General features: G+C 65.2%; 20 protein-coding genes and 1 tRNA gene. 12 read left to right on the forward strand and 9 right to left on the reverse strand.

Going from position 1 to position 21,642, the window contains the following annotated elements; translation table 11 throughout:
* Window positions 1-2 precede the first annotated feature (2 nt).
* The 3 genes from rpmG to HKW67_RS10635 form a co-directional block, all read right to left on the reverse strand.
* Window positions 3-155, reverse strand: a complete 153-nt coding sequence (gene rpmG, locus HKW67_RS10625) for a 50S ribosomal protein L33 (protein ID WP_171225360.1) — start codon at window positions 153-155, stop codon at window positions 3-5.
* Between the two features lie 227 nt (window positions 156-382).
* Entirely contained in the window at window positions 383-1,690 is a 1,308-nt protein-coding gene (locus tag HKW67_RS10630) for an amidohydrolase family protein (RefSeq protein WP_171227630.1), read from the reverse strand.
* A gap of 11 nt (window positions 1,691-1,701) precedes the next feature.
* On the reverse strand, window positions 1,702-2,109 hold the full coding sequence (locus tag HKW67_RS10635; protein WP_171225361.1) for a metal-sensitive transcriptional regulator: 408 nt from the start codon (window positions 2,107-2,109) through the stop codon (window positions 1,702-1,704).
* Window positions 2,110-2,337: 228 nt separating this feature from the next.
* Between HKW67_RS10635 and HKW67_RS10640 the strand changes: the two genes are divergently transcribed.
* Genes HKW67_RS10640 through HKW67_RS10650 form a run of 3 tightly spaced genes read left to right on the forward strand, consistent with a single transcriptional unit; the run spans window position 2,338 to window position 5,849 of the window.
* Window positions 2,338-3,987 (forward strand): FAD-dependent oxidoreductase, encoded by a 1,650-nt coding sequence (locus HKW67_RS10640; protein WP_206044688.1) that lies wholly within the window; start codon window positions 2,338-2,340, stop codon window positions 3,985-3,987.
* A 28-nt stretch (window positions 3,988-4,015) separates the two neighbouring features.
* Complete coding sequence (locus tag HKW67_RS22655; RefSeq protein ID WP_171225362.1) at window positions 4,016-4,300, forward strand: ubiquitin carboxyl-terminal hydrolase 14; 285 nt, start codon at window positions 4,016-4,018, stop codon at window positions 4,298-4,300.
* Between the two features lie 49 nt (window positions 4,301-4,349).
* Window positions 4,350-5,849, forward strand: a complete 1,500-nt coding sequence (locus HKW67_RS10650; protein WP_171225363.1) for a sensor histidine kinase — start codon at window positions 4,350-4,352, stop codon at window positions 5,847-5,849.
* Window positions 5,850-6,009: 160 nt separating this feature from the next.
* Here HKW67_RS10650 and HKW67_RS10655 read toward each other — a convergent pair.
* Window positions 6,010-6,082: transfer RNA gene (locus HKW67_RS10655), tRNA-Thr, on the reverse strand.
* A gap of 352 nt (window positions 6,083-6,434) precedes the next feature.
* Between HKW67_RS10655 and HKW67_RS10660 the strand changes: the two genes are divergently transcribed.
* Together HKW67_RS10660 and HKW67_RS10665 are read left to right on the forward strand one after the other, a co-directional pair.
* Window positions 6,435-6,788, forward strand: a complete 354-nt coding sequence (locus tag HKW67_RS10660) for a YciI family protein (RefSeq protein ID WP_171225364.1) — start codon at window positions 6,435-6,437, stop codon at window positions 6,786-6,788.
* A 37-nt stretch (window positions 6,789-6,825) separates the two neighbouring features.
* The gene (locus HKW67_RS10665) at window positions 6,826-8,055 is read left to right on the forward strand and encodes an RNA polymerase sigma factor (protein ID WP_171225365.1); all 1,230 of its coding nucleotides are present in this window, start codon (window positions 6,826-6,828) and stop codon (window positions 8,053-8,055) included.
* 292 nt (window positions 8,056-8,347) lie between these two features.
* Here the strand turns inward: HKW67_RS10665 and HKW67_RS10670 are convergent, their stop codons facing one another.
* Both HKW67_RS10670 and HKW67_RS10675 read right to left on the reverse strand, forming a co-directional pair.
* Window positions 8,348-10,996 carry a serine/threonine-protein kinase gene (locus tag HKW67_RS10670; RefSeq protein ID WP_171225366.1) on the reverse strand — a complete coding sequence of 883 codons (2,649 nt, stop codon included), beginning with the start codon at window positions 10,994-10,996 and terminating at the stop codon, window positions 8,348-8,350.
* A complete protein-coding gene (locus HKW67_RS10675) occupies window positions 10,993-11,523 on the reverse strand; it encodes an ECF-type sigma factor (RefSeq protein WP_171225367.1) in 531 nt (176 codons plus the stop codon). The genes HKW67_RS10670 and HKW67_RS10675 overlap by 4 nt, the downstream gene beginning before the upstream one ends.
* Window positions 11,524-11,699: 176 nt before the next feature.
* Here HKW67_RS10675 and HKW67_RS10680 point away from each other — a divergent pair, with 176 nt between their 5' ends.
* From HKW67_RS10680 to HKW67_RS10695, 4 genes are all read left to right on the forward strand, one after another.
* The gene (locus tag HKW67_RS10680) at window positions 11,700-13,265 is read left to right on the forward strand and encodes a DUF4852 domain-containing protein (RefSeq protein ID WP_171225368.1); all 1,566 of its coding nucleotides are present in this window, start codon (window positions 11,700-11,702) and stop codon (window positions 13,263-13,265) included.
* Between the two features lie 40 nt (window positions 13,266-13,305).
* Window positions 13,306-14,520, forward strand: a complete 1,215-nt coding sequence (locus tag HKW67_RS10685) for a hypothetical protein (protein WP_171225369.1) — start codon at window positions 13,306-13,308, stop codon at window positions 14,518-14,520.
* Between the two features lie 107 nt (window positions 14,521-14,627).
* Window positions 14,628-15,059 (forward strand): response regulator, encoded by a 432-nt coding sequence (locus tag HKW67_RS10690; RefSeq protein ID WP_171225370.1) that lies wholly within the window; start codon window positions 14,628-14,630, stop codon window positions 15,057-15,059.
* Between the two features lie 85 nt (window positions 15,060-15,144).
* Window positions 15,145-17,097: a sensor histidine kinase gene (locus tag HKW67_RS10695; protein ID WP_206044689.1), complete on the forward strand. Its 1,953-nt coding sequence runs from the start codon at window positions 15,145-15,147 to the stop codon at window positions 17,095-17,097.
* A gap of 2 nt (window positions 17,098-17,099) precedes the next feature.
* Here HKW67_RS10695 and HKW67_RS10700 read toward each other — a convergent pair whose 3' ends face one another.
* A complete protein-coding gene (locus tag HKW67_RS10700; protein WP_171225372.1) occupies window positions 17,100-17,522 on the reverse strand; it encodes a response regulator in 423 nt (140 codons plus the stop codon).
* Between the two features lie 305 nt (window positions 17,523-17,827).
* On the opposite strand from HKW67_RS10700, the gene HKW67_RS10705 reads away from it, so the two are divergent.
* Both HKW67_RS10705 and HKW67_RS10710 read left to right on the forward strand, forming a co-directional pair.
* Window positions 17,828-18,349 (forward strand): hypothetical protein, encoded by a 522-nt coding sequence (locus HKW67_RS10705; protein WP_171225373.1) that lies wholly within the window; start codon window positions 17,828-17,830, stop codon window positions 18,347-18,349.
* Between the two features lie 59 nt (window positions 18,350-18,408).
* Window positions 18,409-18,789 (forward strand): response regulator, encoded by a 381-nt coding sequence (locus tag HKW67_RS10710; RefSeq protein ID WP_171225374.1) that lies wholly within the window; start codon window positions 18,409-18,411, stop codon window positions 18,787-18,789.
* A 475-nt stretch (window positions 18,790-19,264) separates the two neighbouring features.
* Here the strand turns inward: HKW67_RS10710 and HKW67_RS10715 are convergent, their stop codons facing one another.
* Window positions 19,265-19,669, reverse strand: coding sequence for a response regulator (locus HKW67_RS10715; protein WP_171225375.1), 405 nt, complete (start codon window positions 19,667-19,669; stop codon window positions 19,265-19,267).
* A gap of 234 nt (window positions 19,670-19,903) precedes the next feature.
* Between HKW67_RS10715 and HKW67_RS10720 the strand changes: the two genes are divergently transcribed.
* Window positions 19,904-20,590: a hypothetical protein gene (locus HKW67_RS10720; RefSeq protein ID WP_171225376.1), complete on the forward strand. Its 687-nt coding sequence runs from the start codon at window positions 19,904-19,906 to the stop codon at window positions 20,588-20,590.
* On the opposite strand, the gene HKW67_RS10725 is transcribed toward HKW67_RS10720, so the two are convergent.
* Window positions 20,587-21,546 (reverse strand): sigma-54 interaction domain-containing protein, encoded by a 960-nt coding sequence (locus HKW67_RS10725; protein ID WP_206044690.1) that lies wholly within the window; start codon window positions 21,544-21,546, stop codon window positions 20,587-20,589. The genes HKW67_RS10720 and HKW67_RS10725 overlap by 4 nt on opposite strands.
* Window positions 21,547-21,642 lie beyond the last annotated feature (96 nt).

Here is a 21,642-nt window from a genome sequence, read left to right on the forward strand (position 1 = left end):
CTCTACTTCGTTTCCTTATGCGTTTTGTGCCCGTTGCAGCGCGGGCAATACTTCTTCCACTCCACCCGCTCGGGGTGAAGACGCTTGTTCTTCATCACGAAGTAGTTGCGGTTTTTGCACTCGGTGCAACCGAGAATGATCTTTTCGCGCGCCATGTTCCGGCTCCGTGCTACAGCACACAGACGTCTTCTGCACCGGGTGCGCCGCCTGCATTCGCTGGGCGCGCTTAGCCATTTTCAGGCTCCCCGATGGATCTCCCCCCGAATGGGGTGAGCCTTGCAACGTAGTGTGACCCGGACGCGCTCGCAAGTCGCGTGCTGAGAGCAGGTTGCACCGACGCCTCGAATTGCAACCCGAATAAACCACGAAACCAGAGCGGCGGTCAGCGCTTGTCGACGACGACCCGGCCGTCCTTCATGACCCACCGCACGCCGTTCAGGATCACATTGATGCTGCGCAGCGGGTCGCCCTCTACCGCCACGATGTCGGCGTAGAAGCCCGGTGCGATGCGTCCGAGCTTGGTGGGCTGCCCCAGCAGCAGCGCACCATTCGTGGTCGCGGTGGCCAGCGCCTGAGCCGGCGTCATGCCAGCCTTCACGAACCACCCGAGTTCGCGGGTGTTCTCGCCGAACATCCAGTACACGGCGTCCGATCCCATGGCGAATCGCACGCCGGCTCGGTGCGCCCGACGGGCCGTTTCGAGATTGAGCAGGCGGAAGGAATCGAGACCGGCCACCTGTTCGCGCGAGTAGCCCAACAGTGCGGCATTCTCGGCGTAGAAGCGATTGTGATCGATGGTTGGCACGTACATGGTGCCGCGTTTCGCCCACTCGGCCAGCGTCGCATCATCGAATCCAGCCGGATGCTCGACCGATTCGGCGCCGGCACGTAGCGCGGCACGGCCGCCAGAATCACCGTAGGAATGGATCGCGATCGGGCGCTTGAGGCGGTGCGCCGTTTCGGCGGCGACGCGCATCTCCACATCGGTAAACGTCTGCACGCCAGTGACGTTGGCATAGGTGCCGGTGGATCCGTACATCTTGATCCAATCGGCACCGGCGTCGACCTGCGCCTGAATTGCTTCTTTGATCTCCAGTGTATCGCGCACACGGCCGCGTGACGCGAGCGACGGCTGACCCGCCACCGCCGGCGTGGTGACTGGAGTGGTGACTGGCGTGGTGACGTTGGAGAGACCGTAGCCGGCCACGAACATGCGCGGCCCGATCATCGCGCCGCTGTTCACGGCGTCGCGGATGCCGATGTCCGCGTAGTTGCTGGCCCCGAGATCGCGCACGGTCGTCACGCCCGTTTCCAAGGTGCGCCGCAAATTGGTGGCGGCCGCGGCAATGACGGAGTCTCGCGAGCGCGCGCTGTTCACCAACGGGTTGGCCTTGTCGCGCACGAATGTCATGTGCGTGTGCACATCGATGAGGCCGGGAATTGCCGTGTAGCGCCGCAGATCGATGATCGTCGCGCCCTTCGGAATCATGGCGGTGCCGGTACCGACACGCAGCACCGTATCGGCGTGCACGAGAATCGTGACGTTCTTCGTGGTGCGCCCGGATGGATCGGCCATCGCGCCGAAGCGCAGGGCGGTGACCGGTGACTGCGCGCGAGCCAACGTGGGCGTGGCGACGAAGGTCGCGCACAGCGTGGCCGCGCGTATCGCGCCGACGATGCGGCGAGGCATAGTCACGTTCATCACCGGCTGTGCTTGTACATCATGTCCACCAGCTCGTCGTACATGGCGTCGCGCTCGGCGCCACCGGCGGCGATGGCCGACGCGGCGCAGTGCTTGAGGTGATTGCGCATGAGCTCACGCCCGACGGCGCGTAGTGCTTCATGCGCGGACGAGATCTGCGTCAGGATATCGGCGCAGTAGCGATCGTCCTCGACCATCTTCTGCAATCCGCGGATCTGTCCTTCAATGCGCCGCAATCGCTTGAGATTGCGGGTTTTGGTGTCGGGGTCGACGGCGACGGCCTTGCGGCCGGTTTCGTCGTGCGTGCCACAGCCGCAGCCGGGCGCGGCCAACGCATCGTGCGGCGCCCTCTCGTCGGGCGGCTCGAACGCCGGCTGATTGGCGGTCGGACTCGATGTAGCGGTCATCCGTATGGTTCCGGAAATACGTGGACCGGCGCGAGGGCGCCGTACATTTATATTGAGATACCCCGGACCCCTATGTCAATGCATGAGTCGTGAAGCGATGCGGCTGCGAGCCGGCCGCAGCCTCCATGACCCTTTGCTGGTTGAGATTCGCTGTCGGCGGCGCAATCTTTTGGTCAACGCGTAGCACAGCGGGCATCCGCGACGTCGGGCTCAATCCTCCGAGCATCAATGAACGATCAAGAGATCGCATTTGCCCAACTCACGCCAAGCCAAATCACGGCGCTGCGTGCTTGGGGGACCGAACGCCCCACCGTCGCCGGCGATGTATTGTTTGCCGAAGGGGCCACGCACTATCCGTTTTCGGTGGTGCTCGACGGGACGGTGGAGATTCTGAGCGGGTATCCCGACCGGATCCAGATGGTCACGGTGCATCAACCCGGTGAGTTCGTTGGTGATGCGGATCTGCTGACGGGGCGGGCCAGTCTGGTGACCGCGCGCGTGGGGGCCAGCGGTCGCATTCTGGAAATTGCGCCGGACAACTTCCGCCGCGTGATTGCCGAACTGCCTGACGTCAGCGAGACGCTGCTCAGCGCATTCCTCATGCGGCGGGCGATTCTGGTGGGTGAGGGTTACTCCGGTATCAAGATTGTCGGGTCGCGTTTCTCCCCGGCCGCCCATGCGCTCCGCGAGTTTTCGATGCGTAACTCCATTCCGTTCACGTGGCTGGACGTGGAGTCCGACACTCAGGCGGAGGTGTTGTTGCGGGAGCTCGGCGTGGCGCCGGCCGACACCCCGTTGGTGATCGGACGAGGCGGTCAGTTCAAGCGAAACCCAAGCGTGGCCGAATTCGCACGCTACATGGGGCTCGACGGTGGGCTCGCCACCGATACGGTGCACGACCTCGTCGTAGTGGGCGCCGGTCCTGCCGGATTGGGCACAGCCGTGTACGGCGCGTCCGAAGGGCTCTCAACGCTGCTCCTGGACGAGATTGCGCCGGGCGGACAGGCGGCGACCAGCTCCAAAATTGAGAATTACCTTGGCTTCGCCACTGGCATTTCTGGCGCCGACCTCGCCCGGCAGGCGCTGCTGCAAGCGCAGAAGTTTGGTGCGCAGCTGGGTGTACCGCAGACGGCGGTCAGTTTGAAACTGGACGGCGGACAACAGTGTGTGTTGTTGAGCGATGGATCACTTATTCGTGCACGAACGGTGGTGGTGGCTACCGGCGTGGAGTACCGACGATTGGAGATCGCGCGTCTGCAGGAGTTCGAAGGCGCCGGTGTGTACTACGCGGCCGGCGAAATGGAGGCGAGGCTGTGCGGCGGCGATGAAGTCATCGTGGTGGGCGGCGGAAATTCCGCGGGACAGGCGGCCGTGTTCCTTGCGCGCCACGCGCGACGCGTGCACATCGTGATCCGCGGTGATGACCTCGGCAAAAGTATGTCGCGATATCTCGTGGAGCGGCTCGCCAGACTGGAAAACGTCACCGTGCATCCGTTCACCGAAATCGACGCGCTCGAGGGTACTGACCGACTCGCCGGCGTGACCATGCGCCGGCTCTCCGGTCAGCGGACCCACATCGCCGCCCGCGCGCTGTTCATCTTTATCGGCGCGGTGCCGCATACAGCCTGGCTCACCGACTGTGTGGAGCTCGATCGCGCCGGGTTTGTCGTGACCGGCCCGGCGCTTTCCGCCTCCTCGCTGGATACGGACGCCTGGCGCCGCGTGCGTCGCGCGCCGCACTTTTTGGAAACGAGCATTCCCGGCGTCTTCGCGGTGGGTGACGTGCGCAGTGGCTCCGTGAAACGTGTCGCCTCAGCCGTCGGTGAAGGCGCGATGGCTGTCTCATTTGTCCACGCGCATCTGGGTCCTCTGCGGTGACTCGGATGCGGCTTCCCTGGAGTACCACATGACGCGTTCCACGTGCACACATCTTGGTCAGCTGCAGCCGGTGTCCCCCGGTACGCCCAACGGATGCGCCGAGTGCTTGGCGACTGGTGGCCGTTGGGTGCACTTGCGGATGTGTTTGCTGTGTGGGCACGTGGGGTGCTGTGATCAGTCTCCAGGACAACACGCCACCAAGCATTTTCACGAGACGTCGCACGCGGTCATGCGGAGCTTTGAGCGCGGCGAAGACTGGGGGTGGTGTTACGTCGACGAGTTATTCATCGAACCGGCGCCGCGCCCGCACTGAGGCTACCGCAACTCGCAGTTTCCTTCTATCCCACGCCCCAACCTTTGCCATGAGCTCGCCGCCTTCCGCTTCCCGGACCGCCGCGCTCACGTGGGCGCTCGACTCGAGTCCGAACCAAGTGTACGCCGCTGGCGCCGACGGCCGCATCACCTACGTCAATGCCGCAGGCCGCGCGCGCTGGGGCGAAGCGGCCACGGTGGGCGCGTCGGCCGCCGGGCTCTTCGCTGGTGAGACGAGGGGGCACCTCGTCTCCCTTTCGGCGCAGGTCCTCGCCATTGGAGAGGCCGCCACCTTTGACTCCGGTGAGCACGGTGTAAGCGGCGTGCGGGCGTGGGAGACCTACACGGTTTCGCCGCTGCGAGAAGGCGACACCATCATCGGCTATCTCTGCATCGGCACTGACATCACGGCGCTCAAGCGCGCCGAGCTCCGCCTCCGGCGCAGCGAACAGCTGATGGTCGATACCCAAGGCGTCGCGCACCTAGGCACGTGGGAATGGGACATCAGCGAGCCGACCGCCGAGTGGTCGGACGAGCTCTATCAGATCTACGGGCTGACGCGCGCGCAGTACACCCCAAGCTACGACGCCTACCTCGCCATGGTGCACCCGGACGATCGGCAGCGGGTGATCGACGCGACCAACCGGGTCTTCCACGAGCACGTGGCTTACTCGCACGACGAGCGGATCTTCCGCCCCGATGGATCGCTGCGGTATCTGCATACGTGGGCGCATCCCGTGCTCGACGACGACGGCGCCCTCACGCGCCTCGTCGGCGTCTGTCAGGACATCACGGACCGGAAGCTCGCCGAGGAGGAAGTGCGGCAGCTCAACGCCGCGCTCGAACTCCGCGTGGCCGAGCGCACCCGCACCATCGAAGCTTCATTGCGTGACGTCGAGGCCTTCAACGCCACCGTGAGCCACGACTTGCGCGCGCCCCTCTCAGTGATCTCGCTGAACTGCGCGGCCATCTCGAAGAGCGCGGGCGACGATCTGCCGCAGCCAGTCGTGGACAGCCTGGCCCGCATCCAGCGCTCGGTGTCGTACATGACCCAGCTCGTCAACGACTTGTTGGCGCTTGCGCAGGTGGGCAATGCGCCGCTCGAACGCGCCGAGATCGACCTGTCGCAGCTGTGCGAGGAAATCGTGGCGAACCTGCGTCTCGCGTCCCCGGAACGTCAGGTGAAGGTCGAGGTCGCGCCCGGACTACGCTGCAACGTTGATGTCAGCCTGATGCGCGCCGCCATGGAAAACCTGATCGGCAACGCGTGGAAATACTCGGCGCGGGCTGCGCACGCACGCATCAAGATCGGCACGATGGCCGTCGATGGCCGAGACGTCTTCTTCGTGCGCGACAACGGCGCTGGCTTCGACATGACACAGGCGCATCGCCTCTTTGCGCCGTTCCAGCGGCTTCATGCGGCGCACGAGTTCGACGGGACAGGAGTGGGCCTCGCCGCCGTGCAACGCATCATCGAGCGCCACGGCGGCCACATCTGGGCCGAGGGCGCGACGGGGCACGGCGCCACGTTCTTCTTCACGATGACGTAGCGGCGCGGCCGGCGCAGCCTGATCCCGCGCTGATCCGACGATAGAGCGGCAGATTCGGGTCTCTGTTAGAGGCCACCAGAAGCAAATCGCCGTGAGCCCCGGGTACTTCCAAAAACAATAACCCCATAAACCAGAACGGTTTACGGGGTTATGTCTAGAGAGCTCACAACCGGGATCGAACCGGTGACCTCATCCTTACCAAGGATGTGCTCTGCCGACTGAGCTATGTGAGCGGCAACGACTTAGCGACGTCCAACCGGCGAGTGGACGAGCATTGCACGAACAACCCTCTCCGGTATTGTTGCAACCTACTGCCCTGCTGCGGACGGATCAAGGCACGCACCGGCGGTCTCGGATATCTGGAACGTCGCCCGAGGAACCCATGTATCCAGCTCGACGTACCAAGCGAGCCTCCTCGCTCGGGCGAAGAATCGCGCCGCCGCTCATGGAAAGGGCCTCCAGAGCACCGCACCAGCAGATTTCCCCTACATTCCGGCGTCTGTCGAAATCGCGTCGCCTCGCCCGACATAGTCACGGGTGAGGCATCGGGCCGAACCCGCAGACTTTCTTACCACGGGGTTTCCAATGAAGTACATGATGCTGTTCGCCGAGCCCGAGCACCACATTTTGCAGCGAACGTCAGCCGACGCGCCGGCGTACTGGGCGGCGTGGAGCGCCTTTGCGAAGTCGATCAACGAGAGCGGTCTGGTGATCGAAGGAAACGCGCTGCAAGACAAAACGACGGCGACGACGGTACGATTCACGAACGGCAAGCGCGTCGTGCAGGACGGTCCGTTCGCCGACGCCAAGGAGCAGCTCGCCGGCTACTTCATCCTCGAGGTGACGAGCATCGATCCGGTCCTTGAGTGGGCAGCGAAGGTTCCGGGCGTCGACAGCGGCACGGTCGTCGAGATTCGCCCGATCATGTCGGTGCAGTAAGTCGTCGGCCGGGAATCGTGCCGGAGCGGGTCGCACCATGACGGACACCGTGCAGACCGTCGAGCAGGTCGCTCGCAATTCGTACGGACGTCTCGTCGCCTTCCTCGCGGTCCGCTCCCGCGATCTCGCCGCCGCCGAAGACGCACTTGGCGACGCCTTTCTCGCGGCGCTCGATCAGTGGCCGCGCGATGGCGTGCCGCAAAAGCCCGAAGCCTGGCTCCTCACGGCGGCACGCCGTCGAATGATCGACGCGTCGCGCCGAAGCGCCACGGCCGACGCGGCATTCCCGGCACTCGAATTTGCCGCGCTCGATGCCCAACGCGAGGCCGATGCCGTGCGAGACTTTCCCGACGAGCGACTCGGTTTGCTGTTCTGCTGCGCGCATCCCGCGATCGACGAGGCCGCCCGTACGCCCCTCATGCTGCAAACGGTGCTCGGGCTCGACGCGACGCGCATTGCGGGGGCATTCCTCGTCGCGCCGGCGGCGATGTCGCAGCGTCTGGTCCGAGCGAAAACGAAGATCCGTGATGCCGGCGTGCCGTTCGATATTCCGTCGGCCCGCGAACTTCCGGAACGCGTTGAAGCGGTGATGGAGGCGATCTACGCGGCATACGGAACGGCGTGGGATGACGCCTTTGGCGTCGATGCGAAGCGGCGCGGCCTGGCCGAAGAAGCGATTTGGCTCGCCCGCGTACTCACCGAAACCATGCCCGAGAACGCCGAGGCGCACGGCCTGCTGGCACTGATGCTCTTTTGCGAATCGCGCCGCGCCGCGCGACGTTCGTCGTCGGGTGCGTTCGTACCGCTCGATCAGCAGGATGTTTCGCTCTGGTCCGCGCCGATGATCGCCGAGGCCGAGCGTGCGCTACGGACGGCGAGCGCGTTGACTGCGCCGGGGCGCTTTCAAATCGAGGCAGCGATTCAAAGCGTCCATGCGCAACGACTGTTCGGCGCGCCCGTCCGCTGGGATGCGGTAGCGATGTTTTACGGCTCGTTGGTCGCGATCGCTCCGACGGTCGGCGCCTATGTTGGGATGGCCGCCGCGCTCGGCGAAGCGCGCGGGCCGGACATTGGACTTACGGTGCTCAACGGCCTGAATGACGCCGACATCACCGACTACCAGCCGTACTGGGCCGTTCGAGGTCACCTGCTTGCCCACGCCGGTCGGGCGCCTGAAGCGCACATCGCGTACAATCGTGCGATCCACCTCAGTGACGAGGTCGCGGTGCGAAGTTTTCTTCTCGCACGAGCAGCGTCGGTGTCTTAGCCAGCAACGCGCATCACTGGTCCGACACGAGCAGATGGCTCTGTTCGCCGCGCGAGATCTGCATCCCGTGGTCCGCCAACATACACGCAAGCTGTTCGTGCAAGGCCACTACTTTCACGCGGACGCTCAAGGTGACGCTAATGTCGCGGGCAGCATGCTCACGCGCTCACTCATCGGATATTCGCCGTGCCATGACGCGCGTTCTGACTAAAAAGTCGGTGCCTAGAGTGCGCCGGGCTTACTTCGAAGCAGGATCCGCAACACGAATCCGAGGTCATCGGCAACCCCTTGCTTACGGCTTTGGTGGCGCGTTGGCCTCCCACTCCCGGGTCCACTTGGCGGCTTCGGTGGTTCGCCCCAGTGCCGTGAGCGCTTCGGCGATGTCCTTGCGCGCCGCCTGCAGGAAACTCACGCCGGGTTCGGCCTGTCGCGCCACGATCGCATAACCGGCTTCCGACTCGGCGGCGCCTGCGGCCCAGCGCCTCTGTCGCACCAGCGAGCGTCCGAGTTTGATGCGGGCGATACCGGTGTTCATGTGCGCGGCGCCCTGCGCCTTCGCAAAGCGCGTGACCACCTCGCGATAGATCGCCTCGGCACGTGCATACTGCTGCTGCTCGTTGAAGACCGTCGCGCGGTTGGACAGGGCCACGGCCACCGTGAAATGCGCGTCGCCATTCGCGGCGCCATAGACGTTCGCCATGCGGGTGAAGTACGCGTCGGCGCTGTCGAACGCCCGATGCTTCAGGGCCACATTGCCGAGGTCATTGAGCACACTGGCGACGCGGGGATGGGCGCTGCCGAAGGTTGCCTGCTGAATGGCGAGCGCTCGCCGCAAGACGCCGGTGGCATCGTCGTAGCGATCCTGTGACACGAGCGCGCGCCCCAGCATCGAGAGGTGCGCCGCCGTTCGAAAGTGCGCGACGCCGTAGTACGCCGAATCGATGTCGATGGCCTTGCGGTACCAGCGCTCGGCCTCGGTGAATCGCCCGCGTTCGAACTCGGTGGCGCCAAGGTTGATGTACACCTCCGCCACCGCCGGATGACGCTCGCCCGAACGAGTGAGCTGCGCGGCGAGGACGAGCCGATTGAGTGAATCGCTCTCGGCGTAGCGGCCAGCGTAGAAGTGGACGTTGGCCAGCTCGCCCAGTAGTGACGCGCGCTCCAGGGGATCGGGATCGCTGGCGGGATAGCGAGCCACCGCCTGCTGCAGCGTAACCGTGGCCGAATCGTAGAGCCCCTGCTCTTCCTGTCGTCTTCCCACAGTGCCGCGAATTCGCGCGTCCAGTAGCGCCGTGTTGTCATCCGGCGCCACGGCGGCCGTGGTAAGCAGAGCGGCCGCTTGCGTGAGGGCGCTGTCGGCGCCGAGGTACTGCGCCTGATCGATGCGCAAATCCCCGAGGGTGAGCAAAACGGCCGCTCGCGACATGGCGTCGTGATTCCCGGCCCGATCGTGCGCCGTCAACGCGGCCTGCAGCATAGTGTCGGCCCGCTCGAAGCGACCGAGTTTCTGGTACACGCTACCCAGTGTGGCGTAGAGGTCGGCCTGCCCTGCGGCGTCGCCATCCAGCATACGCGCTTCCTGCACGCCCCGATCAACGAGGGTGACCACGCGCAGGCTATCGGCAGGTCCAGCCTCGTCGCCACCGGTGAACAGCGCGAGCATGAACTGCTGTAAACGAGTGCGACGCTCGGCTTCCCGCACCGCGGCATCACGGGCGCGGCCGAGTCGCACGGTGTAGCTCGTGGCCGCGCCGGCCACGAGTACGAAGAGTGTGGCCGCGAGCGCCGTTTCCTTCCAGCGCCGGCGCAGGAAGCGGCTGGCGCGATACGAATACGCGTCCGGGTGCGCGTCGAGCGGCTCGCGCGCAGTGAAGTGGTCGACGTCGCGCAGCAGCGCATCGACCGAGCGGTAGCGTCGCGCGGGATCCTTGTGCATCGCGGTGAGGCACAACACATCGAGGTCGTTCCACTCGCTGCGTTTCAGGGCGTTCGCACTGGCCGCTCCCTGCGCACGGGCCGCCTTCGACGCCGGCAGCGGTTCCGTGTCGAGAATCATCGCCTCGACCTGACCCGGCGTGCGCGCCGACAAATCGAGCGGCAGTCGCTCGGCGAGCAGTTCGTACAGCACGACACCGAGTGCGTAGACGTCGGTGAACACACCGATGCGTTCGCCGCGTACCTGCTCGGGCGCCGCGTACGCCGGCGTCATCATGCGCAGCCCGGTGTGCGTACGCTCGCTGTCACGATGCTCTTCGCCGAGCTGCTTGGCGATGCCAAAATCGAGCAGCTTTACCGTACCATCGGCAGTGACCAGGATGTTCGACGGCTTGATGTCGCGATGAATGATCGCCTGATCGTGCGCATGTTGGACGGCGCTGCACACCGCGCGAAACAGCTGTAGACGTTGCGCCACCGTGCACCGGTTCTCATCGCAATAGCGACGCAACGGCACGCCGTCGACGTACTCCATCACGAACCACGGCGTGCCGTTGGCAAGCGTACCAGCGTCGTACAGTCGCGCGATGTTCGGATGATCCAACTGCGCCAACGCCCGCTGCTCGGTGCTGAAGCGGGCTCGGCGCGCCGGCGAGAGCCACGCGTCGCGCAACAACTTCACCGCGACCTGCCGCTGCACGTCGACGCGTTCGCCCAGATACACGACACCCATACCGCCTTCGCCGAGCAATCGGAGCAGGCGATACGGTCCGAATTGCGGCAGTTCGTCTGCTGGCCAGGGAGCGTCAGTCAGCAATGCCGATGCCCATTCGGCGTTGCTGCGGTCGAGGAGCGGCAGGTGCACCGCATCGGCCGTAAGCAGTTCGCGAAGCTCACGTTCGAATTCAGCGTCGCCGGCCGCGGCGCTGCGCACCATCGCGTCGCGCTGCGATGGCAGCGCGTCGATGATGTCATCAAACGCAGCCTGCAGTCTCTCCCAGCTCATGCCTCGACGGCCAGTTCCCGGGCGAGCCATGCGCGAGCGAGGCGCCACTCACGCAGTACGGTGGATTCACTGACGTCGAGCAGGGCGGCCGTGTCCGGAACGCTGAGCCCACCGAAGAAGCGGCTCTCCACCAGCAACGCCTGTCGTGGCGCCTGCGCCGCCAACCTCGTGAGTGCGTCATCGAGGGCGAGCAGCCCCTCGGCATCGGTCGCGACGGCGTTCACGGCATCATCAAAGGTGACGTGGAGTTCGTCGGCGCCGCGCTTGCCGGCCTGGCGACGCCGCGCGGCCTCGATGAGCACCTGCCGCATGGCGCGCGCGGCGATGCGCTTGAAATGCATGGGCGAGGTGTGCGCGACCTCGGGCGAACCGGCCAGCTTGAGCCACGCCTCGTTCACCAGCGCCGTGGGGGTAATCGACGCGCGCGGATCGCTTCGGCGCACGCTGGACGCCAGACGACGCAGCTCTTCGTAGGTGACACTGAAGAGATGGTCGAGCTCGGCGCGAAGCACGTCCGAATGAGTCATGCGAACCGGATGACGGGGTTTGAGCCAATCCTACGCAATGCGGTGCGGAGACGCGTGTACGCGCCAGCGCGCTCCGGCTGCTCTCAGCCTCGACGGCGCCGACACGGGCGAATCGCATGCAGAGGCTATCACCACGTTCGGGGAGGTCGCAACCACTCGGGCGCAACGCGCTCCTTATGCTCGGGCTCGCTTTCTCATTTCTGGAAGGATGCCGCGGCGATGGCGCAGCCGGTGGACGCGCGGCGACCGCACTTCCCGACAATGGCGTCGTCTGGACGATCTCGAGTCCGGAGAATCGCGCCAGCGCGGCCGCGGCGCTCGAGGCGATGGTGTACGGCGCTCACATACTGCTTACCGACGGCGACGATGCGTACGCGGGCTCCGCGCGTAGCGCGCTGGCAAAGCAGCCCGATGGCACGTGGTCATTGACGCTACCCGGCGGCGCTCGTGCCGCGCTGGACAGGAGCGACAGTGCACTCGTGTTGCACTTACCGAGTGGCGCGACCCTGCCGCTCGTGAGACAGGCGGGCACCGGTGCGGCGGCTGGGCCGCGACGGGTCGTCGCACACTGGGCGGGCTACCCATCCTTCGGCGACGGGTCGTCATCGTGGCAGGCGCCGCCGGAGCTCGACGACGAGGCGGTCGCGCTGACGTGGCACAAGGTGGCGCGCGTGCCATTCGACGCCGCTGCGGTGACCTCGCGCAACAAGTCGCTGCAGCAGCTGCCCGCGTTCGACCGCCCCGACTCGGCGCGCGTGTGGGCACAACAGCTCGACGCGCGACTCACCACGTTGCCGACCGACGCCACATTTCGCGTGCGCGTGAACGATAACGTTTCGGAGTACGACCACGCGCAGCAGCGTTTCTCGGTGCACTTCTTCGAGCCGGGCACGTATCTGCCGCTGCAGGTCTTCGGCGAGGAATATCGCGTCGTGTTCTCCAACGCCGACGCGGCGCGCTTCATCAACATGTCCAAGGATGCGGCGCGACCATTCGACGAATCGCTGCGGGCGCAGGGGCGCGGCGTACTCACCGACATCACGTTCCGCGTCACGGGCCAAGGTGATCCGGCTGGCGCCGTGACCGGCGCGCGCGTTGTTCGCGCCGAGCTGGTGGAGGTGCACGTGCGCGATCGTCAAGAAGTGGAGCTCTTCTCGCCAGCGTTGTCGGCGTCACCGACGGCACAGAATAACCCAACGGCATTCGACCTCGCCGCAGCCGATGTGGCCGGCCTTCGCGTGGGCACCGCCGGCGATCTGTTCGAGCGTTCGGCGTCGCGCTTGTATGGTAAGACCGAGCGTCGCGCCAACAAGGGCAGCGGCTACGCAGGATTCACGAGCATCATTGCCGTCAACGAGATGGGATGCTCGTCGATCCCGGGTCGCGGACGCGTGAAGTCCGGCGCGGTGTGTGCCACCGCGTTCCTCGACGGCGACGACATCGTGCGCTCGATCCGCATCGAACGGGTCTTTCCGTTCATCGACGGCGAAGCGTTCCGGAAGGTATTGGTGCAGCGCTACGGGCCTGTAGCCGACGCCGCGCAGCGTACTGGCTATACGCTGGCGTGGGGTCCCGTCACCGACAGCACGACAGCCTACCTCCGCAGCGGCCCGCACAATGCGCTCACCGCCACGTGGAGCGAAGACGAGGACATGATGTCACGGAGCCTCAACGCCGCCCCACGCATTCGTGTGACGCTGCAACTGACCGACGCCACTTGGATCGCCGCACAGTCGCGCTAGCCGACTGCCTACTTACTGTCACGACTTCGAGGACTGAACGATGCGACATCAGCTATTCACGGCGGCCGCGTTCGTCGCTATCGCCGCCGCATTACCGCTCAGCGCGCAGAGCGCGGGATGCGCCGGCCAAGCCAGCTGCTACGAGACCACGAATTTGACGGCCGTTGTCTCTGATCTCCGGTCGAGTGTATCGGGCGCGAATCGCGTGATCACCGCCACGATCCGCATTCAGAATCGCACACCGCGACCCCTGACGCTCGGCTATCTATCGGGATCCGGCGTCGTGACCGACGACCAAGGCAACCGCTACGAAGTGGCCAGCCCGGAATCCGTTCGCGGCATCGGATTGATCACCAGCAACAGTTTCGACGCGAAGTTTCAGCTGCAACCCGGCGAGCGCGCCGATGCGCGCGTGGAGTTCCTGTTCCGTCCGGCGTCGCGCAACGTCATTCTGGGAACGACGTATGCCATGGACATTGCGTTACGCGAGATCAATCCGATTGCGGGTAATCAATGGCGACTAGGGCGTGAACACGCGCTGCGGTTTACCGGCTTCGACGGTAAAGGCGTGACGGCGCAGATGGCCACTGGCAACGCGGCGGCGGCGACAGCAGCGACCTCGTCAACGCCGAGCAGCACCGCGATGGCGGGCGCCGCACAGGTGGCGATGGCTGATGAGATCAATGTCTGCGCGGGAGTCGAGCGGTGCTACGCCAGTGGACCCGTGCGCGTAGACATCGTGCAGATGAGCGCCGGCGATATTGGTAACGGGCGCTATCACGGCGTTCGCTTGAATGTCCGTGTGCGCAACATGTCGAACGAGCCCATCATCATTGGCTACAAGGGCACGTCGAGCGGCGCGATCGACAACCTCGGCAACCGCTACTACTTCGGCCGCCCCGGGACGCACGACGTGAGCGCGAGCGGTATCGGAGTGGTCACGGGCCAGGCAGCCGACCCACAGTTCGCGCTGCGTCCCGGCGAATCACGCAACGCGACGTTCAATGTGACACGGTTTGATGCCGGGCGAGCCGAGCGCGGCACGTCGTTCACGTGGAACGCCACGCTGGTTCAGCTCGAAATCACCCCCAGCCGGCAGATCCGCACCGGGCGCGAGTTCGCGGTGCAGGTCGCCGACGTAACACCCTCAGCCGGCGATGCGGTGAAGGCCGCCGGCAGCGACGCCGCGAACAAGGCGGCCAAGGGGATTCTCGACGCGCTGTCGGGAAAGAAGAAGAAGCCACCGGTCCGCTAGCAGAAAGGCCGCGAGCGAGCGGTCGGAGCGCGGCATGAACGCTTCGTCCCTAACTTCTATCTCTCAGGTGTAATTGCGCGCTGGTCCCTGGCCCTCATGTTTCGTGCGTGAATGCGCGGGACAGCCGAGATCGCACGATCCTGATCGTGGAGGACAACGAGGACAATCGCGCCATCTATGGCACGATGCTTCGGGCGCGCGGGTACGCGGTGCTCGAATCGACCGACGGCGAGAGCGGCGTTGCGACCGCGCGTCGTGAATGCCCCGACCTCGTCCTCATGGATATCGGGCTGCCAATAATGGATGGGTTGGATGCCACGCGCCTGCTCAAGTCTGATCCGACGACGGCGACGATTCCAATCGTGGTGCTGACGGCCCACGCACTCCGCGATGAACGGCAGCGCGCCCAACTGGCGGGCGTGACCGGCTATCTCGTCAAGCCCGTGTCGAGTGACGAGCTCGTCGCGGCCGTCGAGCGTGCGCTCGGCGGAGACAGGTCGTCACCGCCGCCGCCCGACGGCCCGCAACCGCGAGGTTAACAAGAACGTGCCGTTCACGCAGACCGCCCCGCTGCCCGACGCGCCCGTGCGTCCTGCGCGCTCACTGGACCGACGTCTTCCGCTGATGATCTCGGTGCTCCTCGCGCTGACACTTGGCGCGTTCGGGCTGCTTGCCTTCACGACCGTATTACGCACGGCGACCACGGCAGCGGCCGCTCAGCTCCGCACCGTGATCGCCCAGACCGCTGAATCCTCCAATCGATCGGGAGCAGCGCGACTCGATTTCATCAAATCCATCGCGTCAGACTCGATCGTGGCGCGAATTGCCAGCGCTGGTAACGACGCGCGCTCCGTAGCCGGCGACAGCGCTCGCATGGCGGCGATGCTCCAGCGTCGGCGTCTCTCCAACGACAGTGTCACGCAGGTCACCCAGCTCGTGCTTCGCCGCGACGGCGGGACACAGGTGCTCCGTGGTTCGACGCCAAGCGCGACCGATCGGGCGTGGCTCGACGTTACAGCCCGTCTCGCCGCAGAACGAAACGAAGCGCAGGTGAGTCCGCTCTTCCGCGATGGAGCGGAGCACCACTACTGGCTGCTGACGCCGGTTCAGGCTGGCGGCGAACGCATCGGATTTTACGCCGAATCGCGGCGGGTGATCGCCTCGCCTGCCGTCGAGCAACAAGTGCGGGCACTGACCGGCTACGCATTCTCCGTGTTCTTCACGAACGCGCCGGGCGTGGATTCGCGCGAGCAGTCTCCCCTCGCCTCGGCGACCGACACCACGCCCGTCTGGATTGATCTATCAGGGCGTAACGTGCCAGCGGGATTCGCCGTGCCGACCGCGGGAGCGGAGTTCCGCGTGACGACTGCGGATGGTCAACGCCTGATGGGGCACCAATCGCCAGTCCGAGGCACGCCGTGGCGCATGGTCTTCGTCGTGTCGGAAGCGTCGGTACAGAAGCCCGCGATGGCATTTCTGCGACAGATGATCGTCGTCGCTGTACTGCTGCTGCTCATCGGGACCATCGGTGCGTGGTTGGTGAGCCGGCGCGTGACGCGTCCGCTCATGTCTCTCGCCGACGGCGCACTCACGATCGCCCGCGGCGATTTCACGCCACGCGCTCACGCGAATGGCAATGAAGACAATGAGTTCGGCGTGCTCGCTGCCGCGTTCAATCGTATGGCGGTGCAGACGGGTCACTCCTATGAATTGCTCGCGACGCGAATGCGTGAATCCGAGGCGCTCGCCGCCGAGCTACGCACGCGGAATCACTTACTACAAGTCGCCGAGCAGTTGGCCACGGACGCTCGCGTGGCCAGCGATGCGTCGCGCGCCGAGGCGCAGCGCGCGAACGCCGCCAAGTCGGACTTTCTCGCGATGATGAGTCATGAGTTGCGCACACCGCTGAGCGCCATTGCCGGATACGCCGAAATTCTGCAGCTCGGTGTGCGCGGCGACCTCAACCCCGCCCAGCGCGCGGATCTCGCCCGCATTCAGGCGAATCAGACGCACCTGCTGCATATCATCAACGACATGCTTGATCTCACGCAGGTCGAGTCGGGGCAACTGGTGATGACCCTCGAGCCGCTTCCACTCCCCGACGTGATCGCGAGTCTCGAACCCATCGTTCGTACGCTCGTGGACGAGCGGCAGATCGAGTTTCGAATTCATCCAGCCGTGCTGGAGGCCTGCGCGATCGCCGACCACGAACGCTTGCTGCAGGTACTGGTCAACCTTGTCGCGAATGCGGTGCGGTATACCGATACCGGCGGCTCCGTACAGATCGGCGCCCGGCTTTCCTCCGCGCATGTCTCGATTGACGTCATCGACTCGGGCATCGGCATACCGCAGGACAAACAGGAGCTGGTGTTCGAACCGTTCGTTCAAGTAGACGGTGGCATGGCGCGTCGCACCCAAGGCACGGGACTCGGACTGGCGATCAGTCGCCGCTTCTGCGAAGCCATGGGCGGCACGCTGACGTTGGCCAGCGAACCCGGCATCGGCTCGACCTTCACCGTCACCCTGGCGCGCGGCGTGGTCGCGATTCCGATGAGCCGCGCTGGTACGTCCGCCTGACGCTATTCAGCGACCGGCGGAGCGAGCTCGACAGGAAATTCACTGAGCAGGGCCTCTAGTCGCGGCAGATCCACCGGCTTCACGACATGTCGGTCGAAGCCAGCAGCCGCGGCACGGGCACGATCAGCGTCGCGGCCCCATCCGGTGACGGCGATCAGCACCGCCTGTCGCGGCGCCGCGCCGGCGCGTACGCGTCGTGCGAGCTCGTACCCAGACATTCCTGGCATGCCGACATCGATCAGCGCGATGTGTGGCTGCCAATTCGCTATCACCTCGAGCGCATCTTCGCCGCTCGAGGCCGTCATCACCTCGTGTCCGAGCAAACGCAACACCAGCGACATGCTCTCAAGCATGTCCAAGCTGTCATCGACGACGAGAACTCGATGCGCCGTGGCGAGGCGTGCGGTCGGCGGAGGGCCGCTCATGGGGTGACACTCGTGCGGCGAAAGAAGATCATGGCTCCGGCGGGCGTATCCACACCGTACGCGCTACCCACAAAGGAATAGCCAAGAATGAGCCTCTCGGCAACTTCTCCCGCGGCGTGCGCGTAGTAGTTATTCGTCACGATCGACCGTCACGAGCGACTGCCGTGTCCCAACTTCGTTCGTGCCCTTCGTCAGGATACGTCATGCCGCGTCCGGAACGAGCCAGCTCGCCAACGCCTGCGTCAACGCCTCCGCCAACGGGCGACCACGCGTCGGACCGCGTCGGCGCGCGGACCGTTGCCCAGATGACCATCGCGGACGAAGGACTCGGCCACGAACTCCGCAATCTCGTGATGCCGATCCTGCTGCGTCTCGACGTGTTGCGGGCCACGGAGCCGCTCTCGCCCAAGGCACAAGTGGACATCGGCGTTATTCGCGACATGGTGCTGCGACTCGAGCGTCTGGCGGCGGGATTGGACGGGCCCGAGAGTCAGATGGCGCCGTTGGACAATATGACCGCGTCGGTGCCGGGGGTTCGCGTGCGCCTGCTGATGGACGATCCTCGTCAGGTGGCGGTAGCGCGCATGCTCCTGTCGCAGTGGGGGTGGAGCGAAACTGAACCGTCAGAAGCAGCAGGCGCGGACCTATTGCTGTGCGATGCGGAACACTTCGACGGGCAGTCCGAGCAGGCCACCTGGCTTCGGTCGTTGGAGACGGCAGGCTGCCGCGTGGTCGTGCTCGGCAGCAGCGATGGTCAGCCCGCGCGCGCCAATGTCAGTTGGCTGGAGTCGCGCGACCTGCCGAAGCTTGGCGCGCTGCTGCGATGATGCCTCGCCCGCAATCAGGAGCGCCTGGCCACCTCGATGCCCATCCACCCTTCGATCTCATGTGCATCGACGACAATGTTGCATTGGTCGATGCATTGGAGCGGCGGTTGATGCTGGAGCCTGGATTCACGCAACTTCATCGACTGATCGACTTCGACGACGCAATTGGCTCGGTGGCGAGAGCGCATCCCAGTATCGTGGTACTCGACATCGACCTGCCGAATGGGATGGACGCCCTCAGCATATTGGGCGACATCGTCGCGCAGGTCCCGGAATCGCGCGTGATCATCCTCACGGGTCACCCGACCGCGGCACTCGTCGCTCAATCGATGTCCATCGGCGCCTGGGGTTTTGTGAGCAAGGGTGTGCGCGCCGATCGTCTGATCGAGTCCATCCACCGCGTGCTACGCGGCGAAGCCGTCATCGAGTTGCACGACTAGCGGGCCAGCTTGCCCCTCCGAACCACGTCGCGCGAGCGCTCAGACGAGACGCAAGTGCCTCGCTTTCGCCGTCGGTGCAGCCGACGCGGACCCGGCACGCACGGCGAGCCCGGCGACGGGCATCGAACGTTCCCGGCACGGAGCGATCTGGAGTACACGATCGTAAGCAACGACACCGACCGTCACCGCTTCGAGGAACCCCACCATATCCAGTGCCCATTGACACACATCGGCACTCCCGTTCGAACCATGGCAGGACGCGGGGCAACGTGCCGATTGACGGCGGGCAACACAGTATGAACTGATCATTCGAGTGGCCTCGTTCATGGGGCGAAGACGATGTTGGGTGATCGCACAGTGTGCGACCGATCGACTTCGCGCACCATCGTCCTCGAGAGCACAATTGCCTTGCTCTCCAGGAGGGTCGCAGCGTTTCTCGTAGGGATCAGACGCGCGTGCGACGCGCATCACGCAATCACGAGCGACTTTGCTCCGGTCGACGTTCGATCGCGTGCAGGAGTACTTCGTGAGGCACCGGCTTCACCAAGTGCGCATCGAAACCGGCGTCACGCGACCGCTCTCGATCGCTCGTCTGTCCCCAGCCCGTCAGAGCAACCATCAAGACACGGTCGCCGTCCGGCAGCGCGCGAATGGCACTGCAGGCCTCGTGACCGCTGAGCCTCGGCATTCCGACGTCGAGGATCATGACATCGGGCCGGTCGTTCGTGAACGCGGCGATGGCTGCGTCACCATCGTTGACCGTAACCACTGCGTGCCCGCGCAACTCGAGCAAGAGCGCGAGTGTTTCTGCAGCGTCTCGATTGTCGTCGGCCACGACAATGCGTAAACGGGTGGCAATCGATGATGTCTGATACGGCACTGGCTGCGCTCCCCGGCGAGGTTCGACTGCCTAGCAGTGCCTGAAGGTGAAAAGGTCATGTATCGTGCCCTGCCGGTGCAGGTCGAATCGGCGAAGGTGTCTCAGATCGCAGTTGCTTCGTGAGAGCCGCGGCGTAAAGTCTGTCGCACCCACTTGCCGGCATGGTCGTCGCGATGAATTGTATGCAGGCGCGACTTCCTCCTGACGCACCCCAATCGCTTGTCACTGCTCCGCATGCCGGCTCCCCGAACGCGCGAACTCGCCACCGTATCTGCCGCGCCGTCGGCGGAACTCGCACGGCTACACCGTCACGCTATGCTGGCCATTACGCACGACGCCGTCGGCATCGCTGCGGCACTCGAACTTCGCGCTGAGTCGCTGGCCACTGGAGCCGGCCCGTCGGACACGGCTGCACTCGGTTCACTCGCCGTGCAGCTGCGAGACGTGACACGCATGACGCGCTTGCTCAAGGGTCCTGATGCCGACGATGCCCTGATGCCAGGCCGCGTGCTGCCAGCCGCCGACTGGTGGCGGCTCACGGCCCGCTTGGCCTCGGCGATCGTACCGCGCGGAACGCGCGTCGCCACCGATATCGCGAGCACGGAATTTTCACCGCGAGCAGCGCATGTTCTCTGTGTCTTATGGCTGCTCGCCTGCGAGGAGCTGCGGGACGCGGGGGTCACGCGACCGACTGTTCTCTTGTCCATCCGGCATCGAGCCGAGGACGACTTCCGCGAAGTCGAAGCGATCATTCCAGCGGAGCAGTGGCTCCCCGTCAGCGGCAGGGCGAGCCGCTGGCAGCGATACGCGTCAGGCGTCGCAGCAAAACATCACGCCACGCTCGCCTGGTGGACATCCGAGGAGTCGGGCGCTCGCTGGCGGTGCGCCATTGGAGCGGACAAACCGGCGGATCGCGCTTAGACTGCCGCGGCCATCTTTCGCCGCTCCGGATACATCACGCGACCAACGGTGGCGCGCCCAGCCGAGGACGATGTGCGACCGACGTTGTCCGGCTCAGAATGACCACGAGCGCCGGCCCGTACGCCGTCCGGCAAATCGTACGGCGTGATGAACGCCCCATCGGCCATCACGAGCGCATGTTCCATCGCGTTACGGAGTTCCCGTACGTTGCCAGGCCACCGGTGCGCCAGTACCATGGCGAGCGCCTCCGGCGAGAGCGTGCGTGGTGCAAGACGGTGACGCGCACTGAAGCGGCCAAGAAAGAGGTCCGCCAGCATCGCGATGTCCTCGACCCGTTCGCGCAGCGCGGGAAGTTCCAAGGGAACGACCTTCAGCCGATACATGAGGTCTTCACGGAAGCGCTGCTGCGCCACCATTTGCTCGAGGGGGCGATTGGTGGCCGCGATCACACGAACGTTGACGTGAATTCGCCGCGTACCGCCGACGGGTGAGATCTCGCCGCTCTCGAGAGCGCGGAGCACTTTGGCCTGCGCCGCCTGACTCAAGTCGCCGATTTCGTCGAGGAAGAGCGTGCCGCCGTGCGCCGCTTCGAAGTAACCGGTGTGATCTTTGACCGCGCCCGTGAACGCGCCACGCACGTGGCCGAACAGTTCACTCTCCACGAGCTGCTCCGGCAACGCCGAACAGTTGATGGCGATGAAGGGCTTCTTCGCGCGCGCGCTTTCCTCGTGCAACGCGCGCGCGACAAGCTCCTTTCCCGTCCCACTTTCGCCCGTCACCAGCACCGTGATGTCGTTGCTTCCGGCGCGGCGTACCGTGCTGAAGCATCGACGCATGACGGGGCTGGTGGCGTACATGCCGTGAAATGCTTCCGGCTGCTGACGACCGGGCGCGTCAACGAACTCACGCGCGGGAAGAACCACGTCGACGTGCTGGGAGGCGACCGCGACAGTCATGGCAGGAACCCGATGGAACATGGGGAAACGTTGGGCCTCTTGTACGACCGCACGATACGATGCGCTCGCCCAAAATGATCGTCCCCGGCGGTTCAG

Origin of the sequence: Gemmatimonas groenlandica, assembly GCF_013004105.1 — a bacterium.
GTDB lineage: Bacteria > Gemmatimonadota > Gemmatimonadetes > Gemmatimonadales > Gemmatimonadaceae > Gemmatimonas > Gemmatimonas groenlandica.

What these genes read in the sequence shown, in the direction of transcription:
- rpmG (WP_171225360.1), bottom strand. Translation starts at nt 155, where the DNA reads ATGGCGCGCGAAAAGATCATTCTCGGTTGCACCGAGTGCAAAAACCGC.
- HKW67_RS10630 (WP_171227630.1), bottom strand. Translation starts at nt 1,690, where the DNA reads ATGCCTCGCCGCATCGTCGGCGCGATACGCGCGGCCACGCTGTGCGCG.
- HKW67_RS10635 (WP_171225361.1), bottom strand. Translation starts at nt 2,109, where the DNA reads ATGACCGCTACATCGAGTCCGACCGCCAATCAGCCGGCGTTCGAGCCG.
- HKW67_RS10640 (WP_206044688.1), top strand. Translation starts at nt 2,338, where the DNA reads ATGAACGATCAAGAGATCGCATTTGCCCAACTCACGCCAAGCCAAATC.
- HKW67_RS22655 (WP_171225362.1), top strand. Translation starts at nt 4,016, where the DNA reads ATGACGCGTTCCACGTGCACACATCTTGGTCAGCTGCAGCCGGTGTCC.
- HKW67_RS10650 (WP_171225363.1), top strand. Translation starts at nt 4,350, where the DNA reads ATGAGCTCGCCGCCTTCCGCTTCCCGGACCGCCGCGCTCACGTGGGCG.
- HKW67_RS10660 (WP_171225364.1), top strand. Translation starts at nt 6,435, where the DNA reads ATGAAGTACATGATGCTGTTCGCCGAGCCCGAGCACCACATTTTGCAG.
- HKW67_RS10665 (WP_171225365.1), top strand. Translation starts at nt 6,826, where the DNA reads ATGACGGACACCGTGCAGACCGTCGAGCAGGTCGCTCGCAATTCGTAC.
- HKW67_RS10670 (WP_171225366.1), bottom strand. Translation starts at nt 10,996, where the DNA reads ATGAGCTGGGAGAGACTGCAGGCTGCGTTTGATGACATCATCGACGCG.
- HKW67_RS10675 (WP_171225367.1), bottom strand. Translation starts at nt 11,523, where the DNA reads ATGACTCATTCGGACGTGCTTCGCGCCGAGCTCGACCATCTCTTCAGT.
- HKW67_RS10680 (WP_171225368.1), top strand. Translation starts at nt 11,700, where the DNA reads ATGCTCGGGCTCGCTTTCTCATTTCTGGAAGGATGCCGCGGCGATGGC.
- HKW67_RS10685 (WP_171225369.1), top strand. Translation starts at nt 13,306, where the DNA reads ATGCGACATCAGCTATTCACGGCGGCCGCGTTCGTCGCTATCGCCGCC.
- HKW67_RS10695 (WP_206044689.1), top strand. Translation starts at nt 15,145, where the DNA reads ATGATCTCGGTGCTCCTCGCGCTGACACTTGGCGCGTTCGGGCTGCTT.
- HKW67_RS10700 (WP_171225372.1), bottom strand. Translation starts at nt 17,522, where the DNA reads ATGAGCGGCCCTCCGCCGACCGCACGCCTCGCCACGGCGCATCGAGTT.
- HKW67_RS10705 (WP_171225373.1), top strand. Translation starts at nt 17,828, where the DNA reads ATGACCATCGCGGACGAAGGACTCGGCCACGAACTCCGCAATCTCGTG.
- HKW67_RS10710 (WP_171225374.1), top strand. Translation starts at nt 18,409, where the DNA reads ATGTGCATCGACGACAATGTTGCATTGGTCGATGCATTGGAGCGGCGG.
- HKW67_RS10720 (WP_171225376.1), top strand. Translation starts at nt 19,904, where the DNA reads ATGCCGGCTCCCCGAACGCGCGAACTCGCCACCGTATCTGCCGCGCCG.
- HKW67_RS10725 (WP_206044690.1), bottom strand. Translation starts at nt 21,546, where the DNA reads ATGACTGTCGCGGTCGCCTCCCAGCACGTCGACGTGGTTCTTCCCGCG.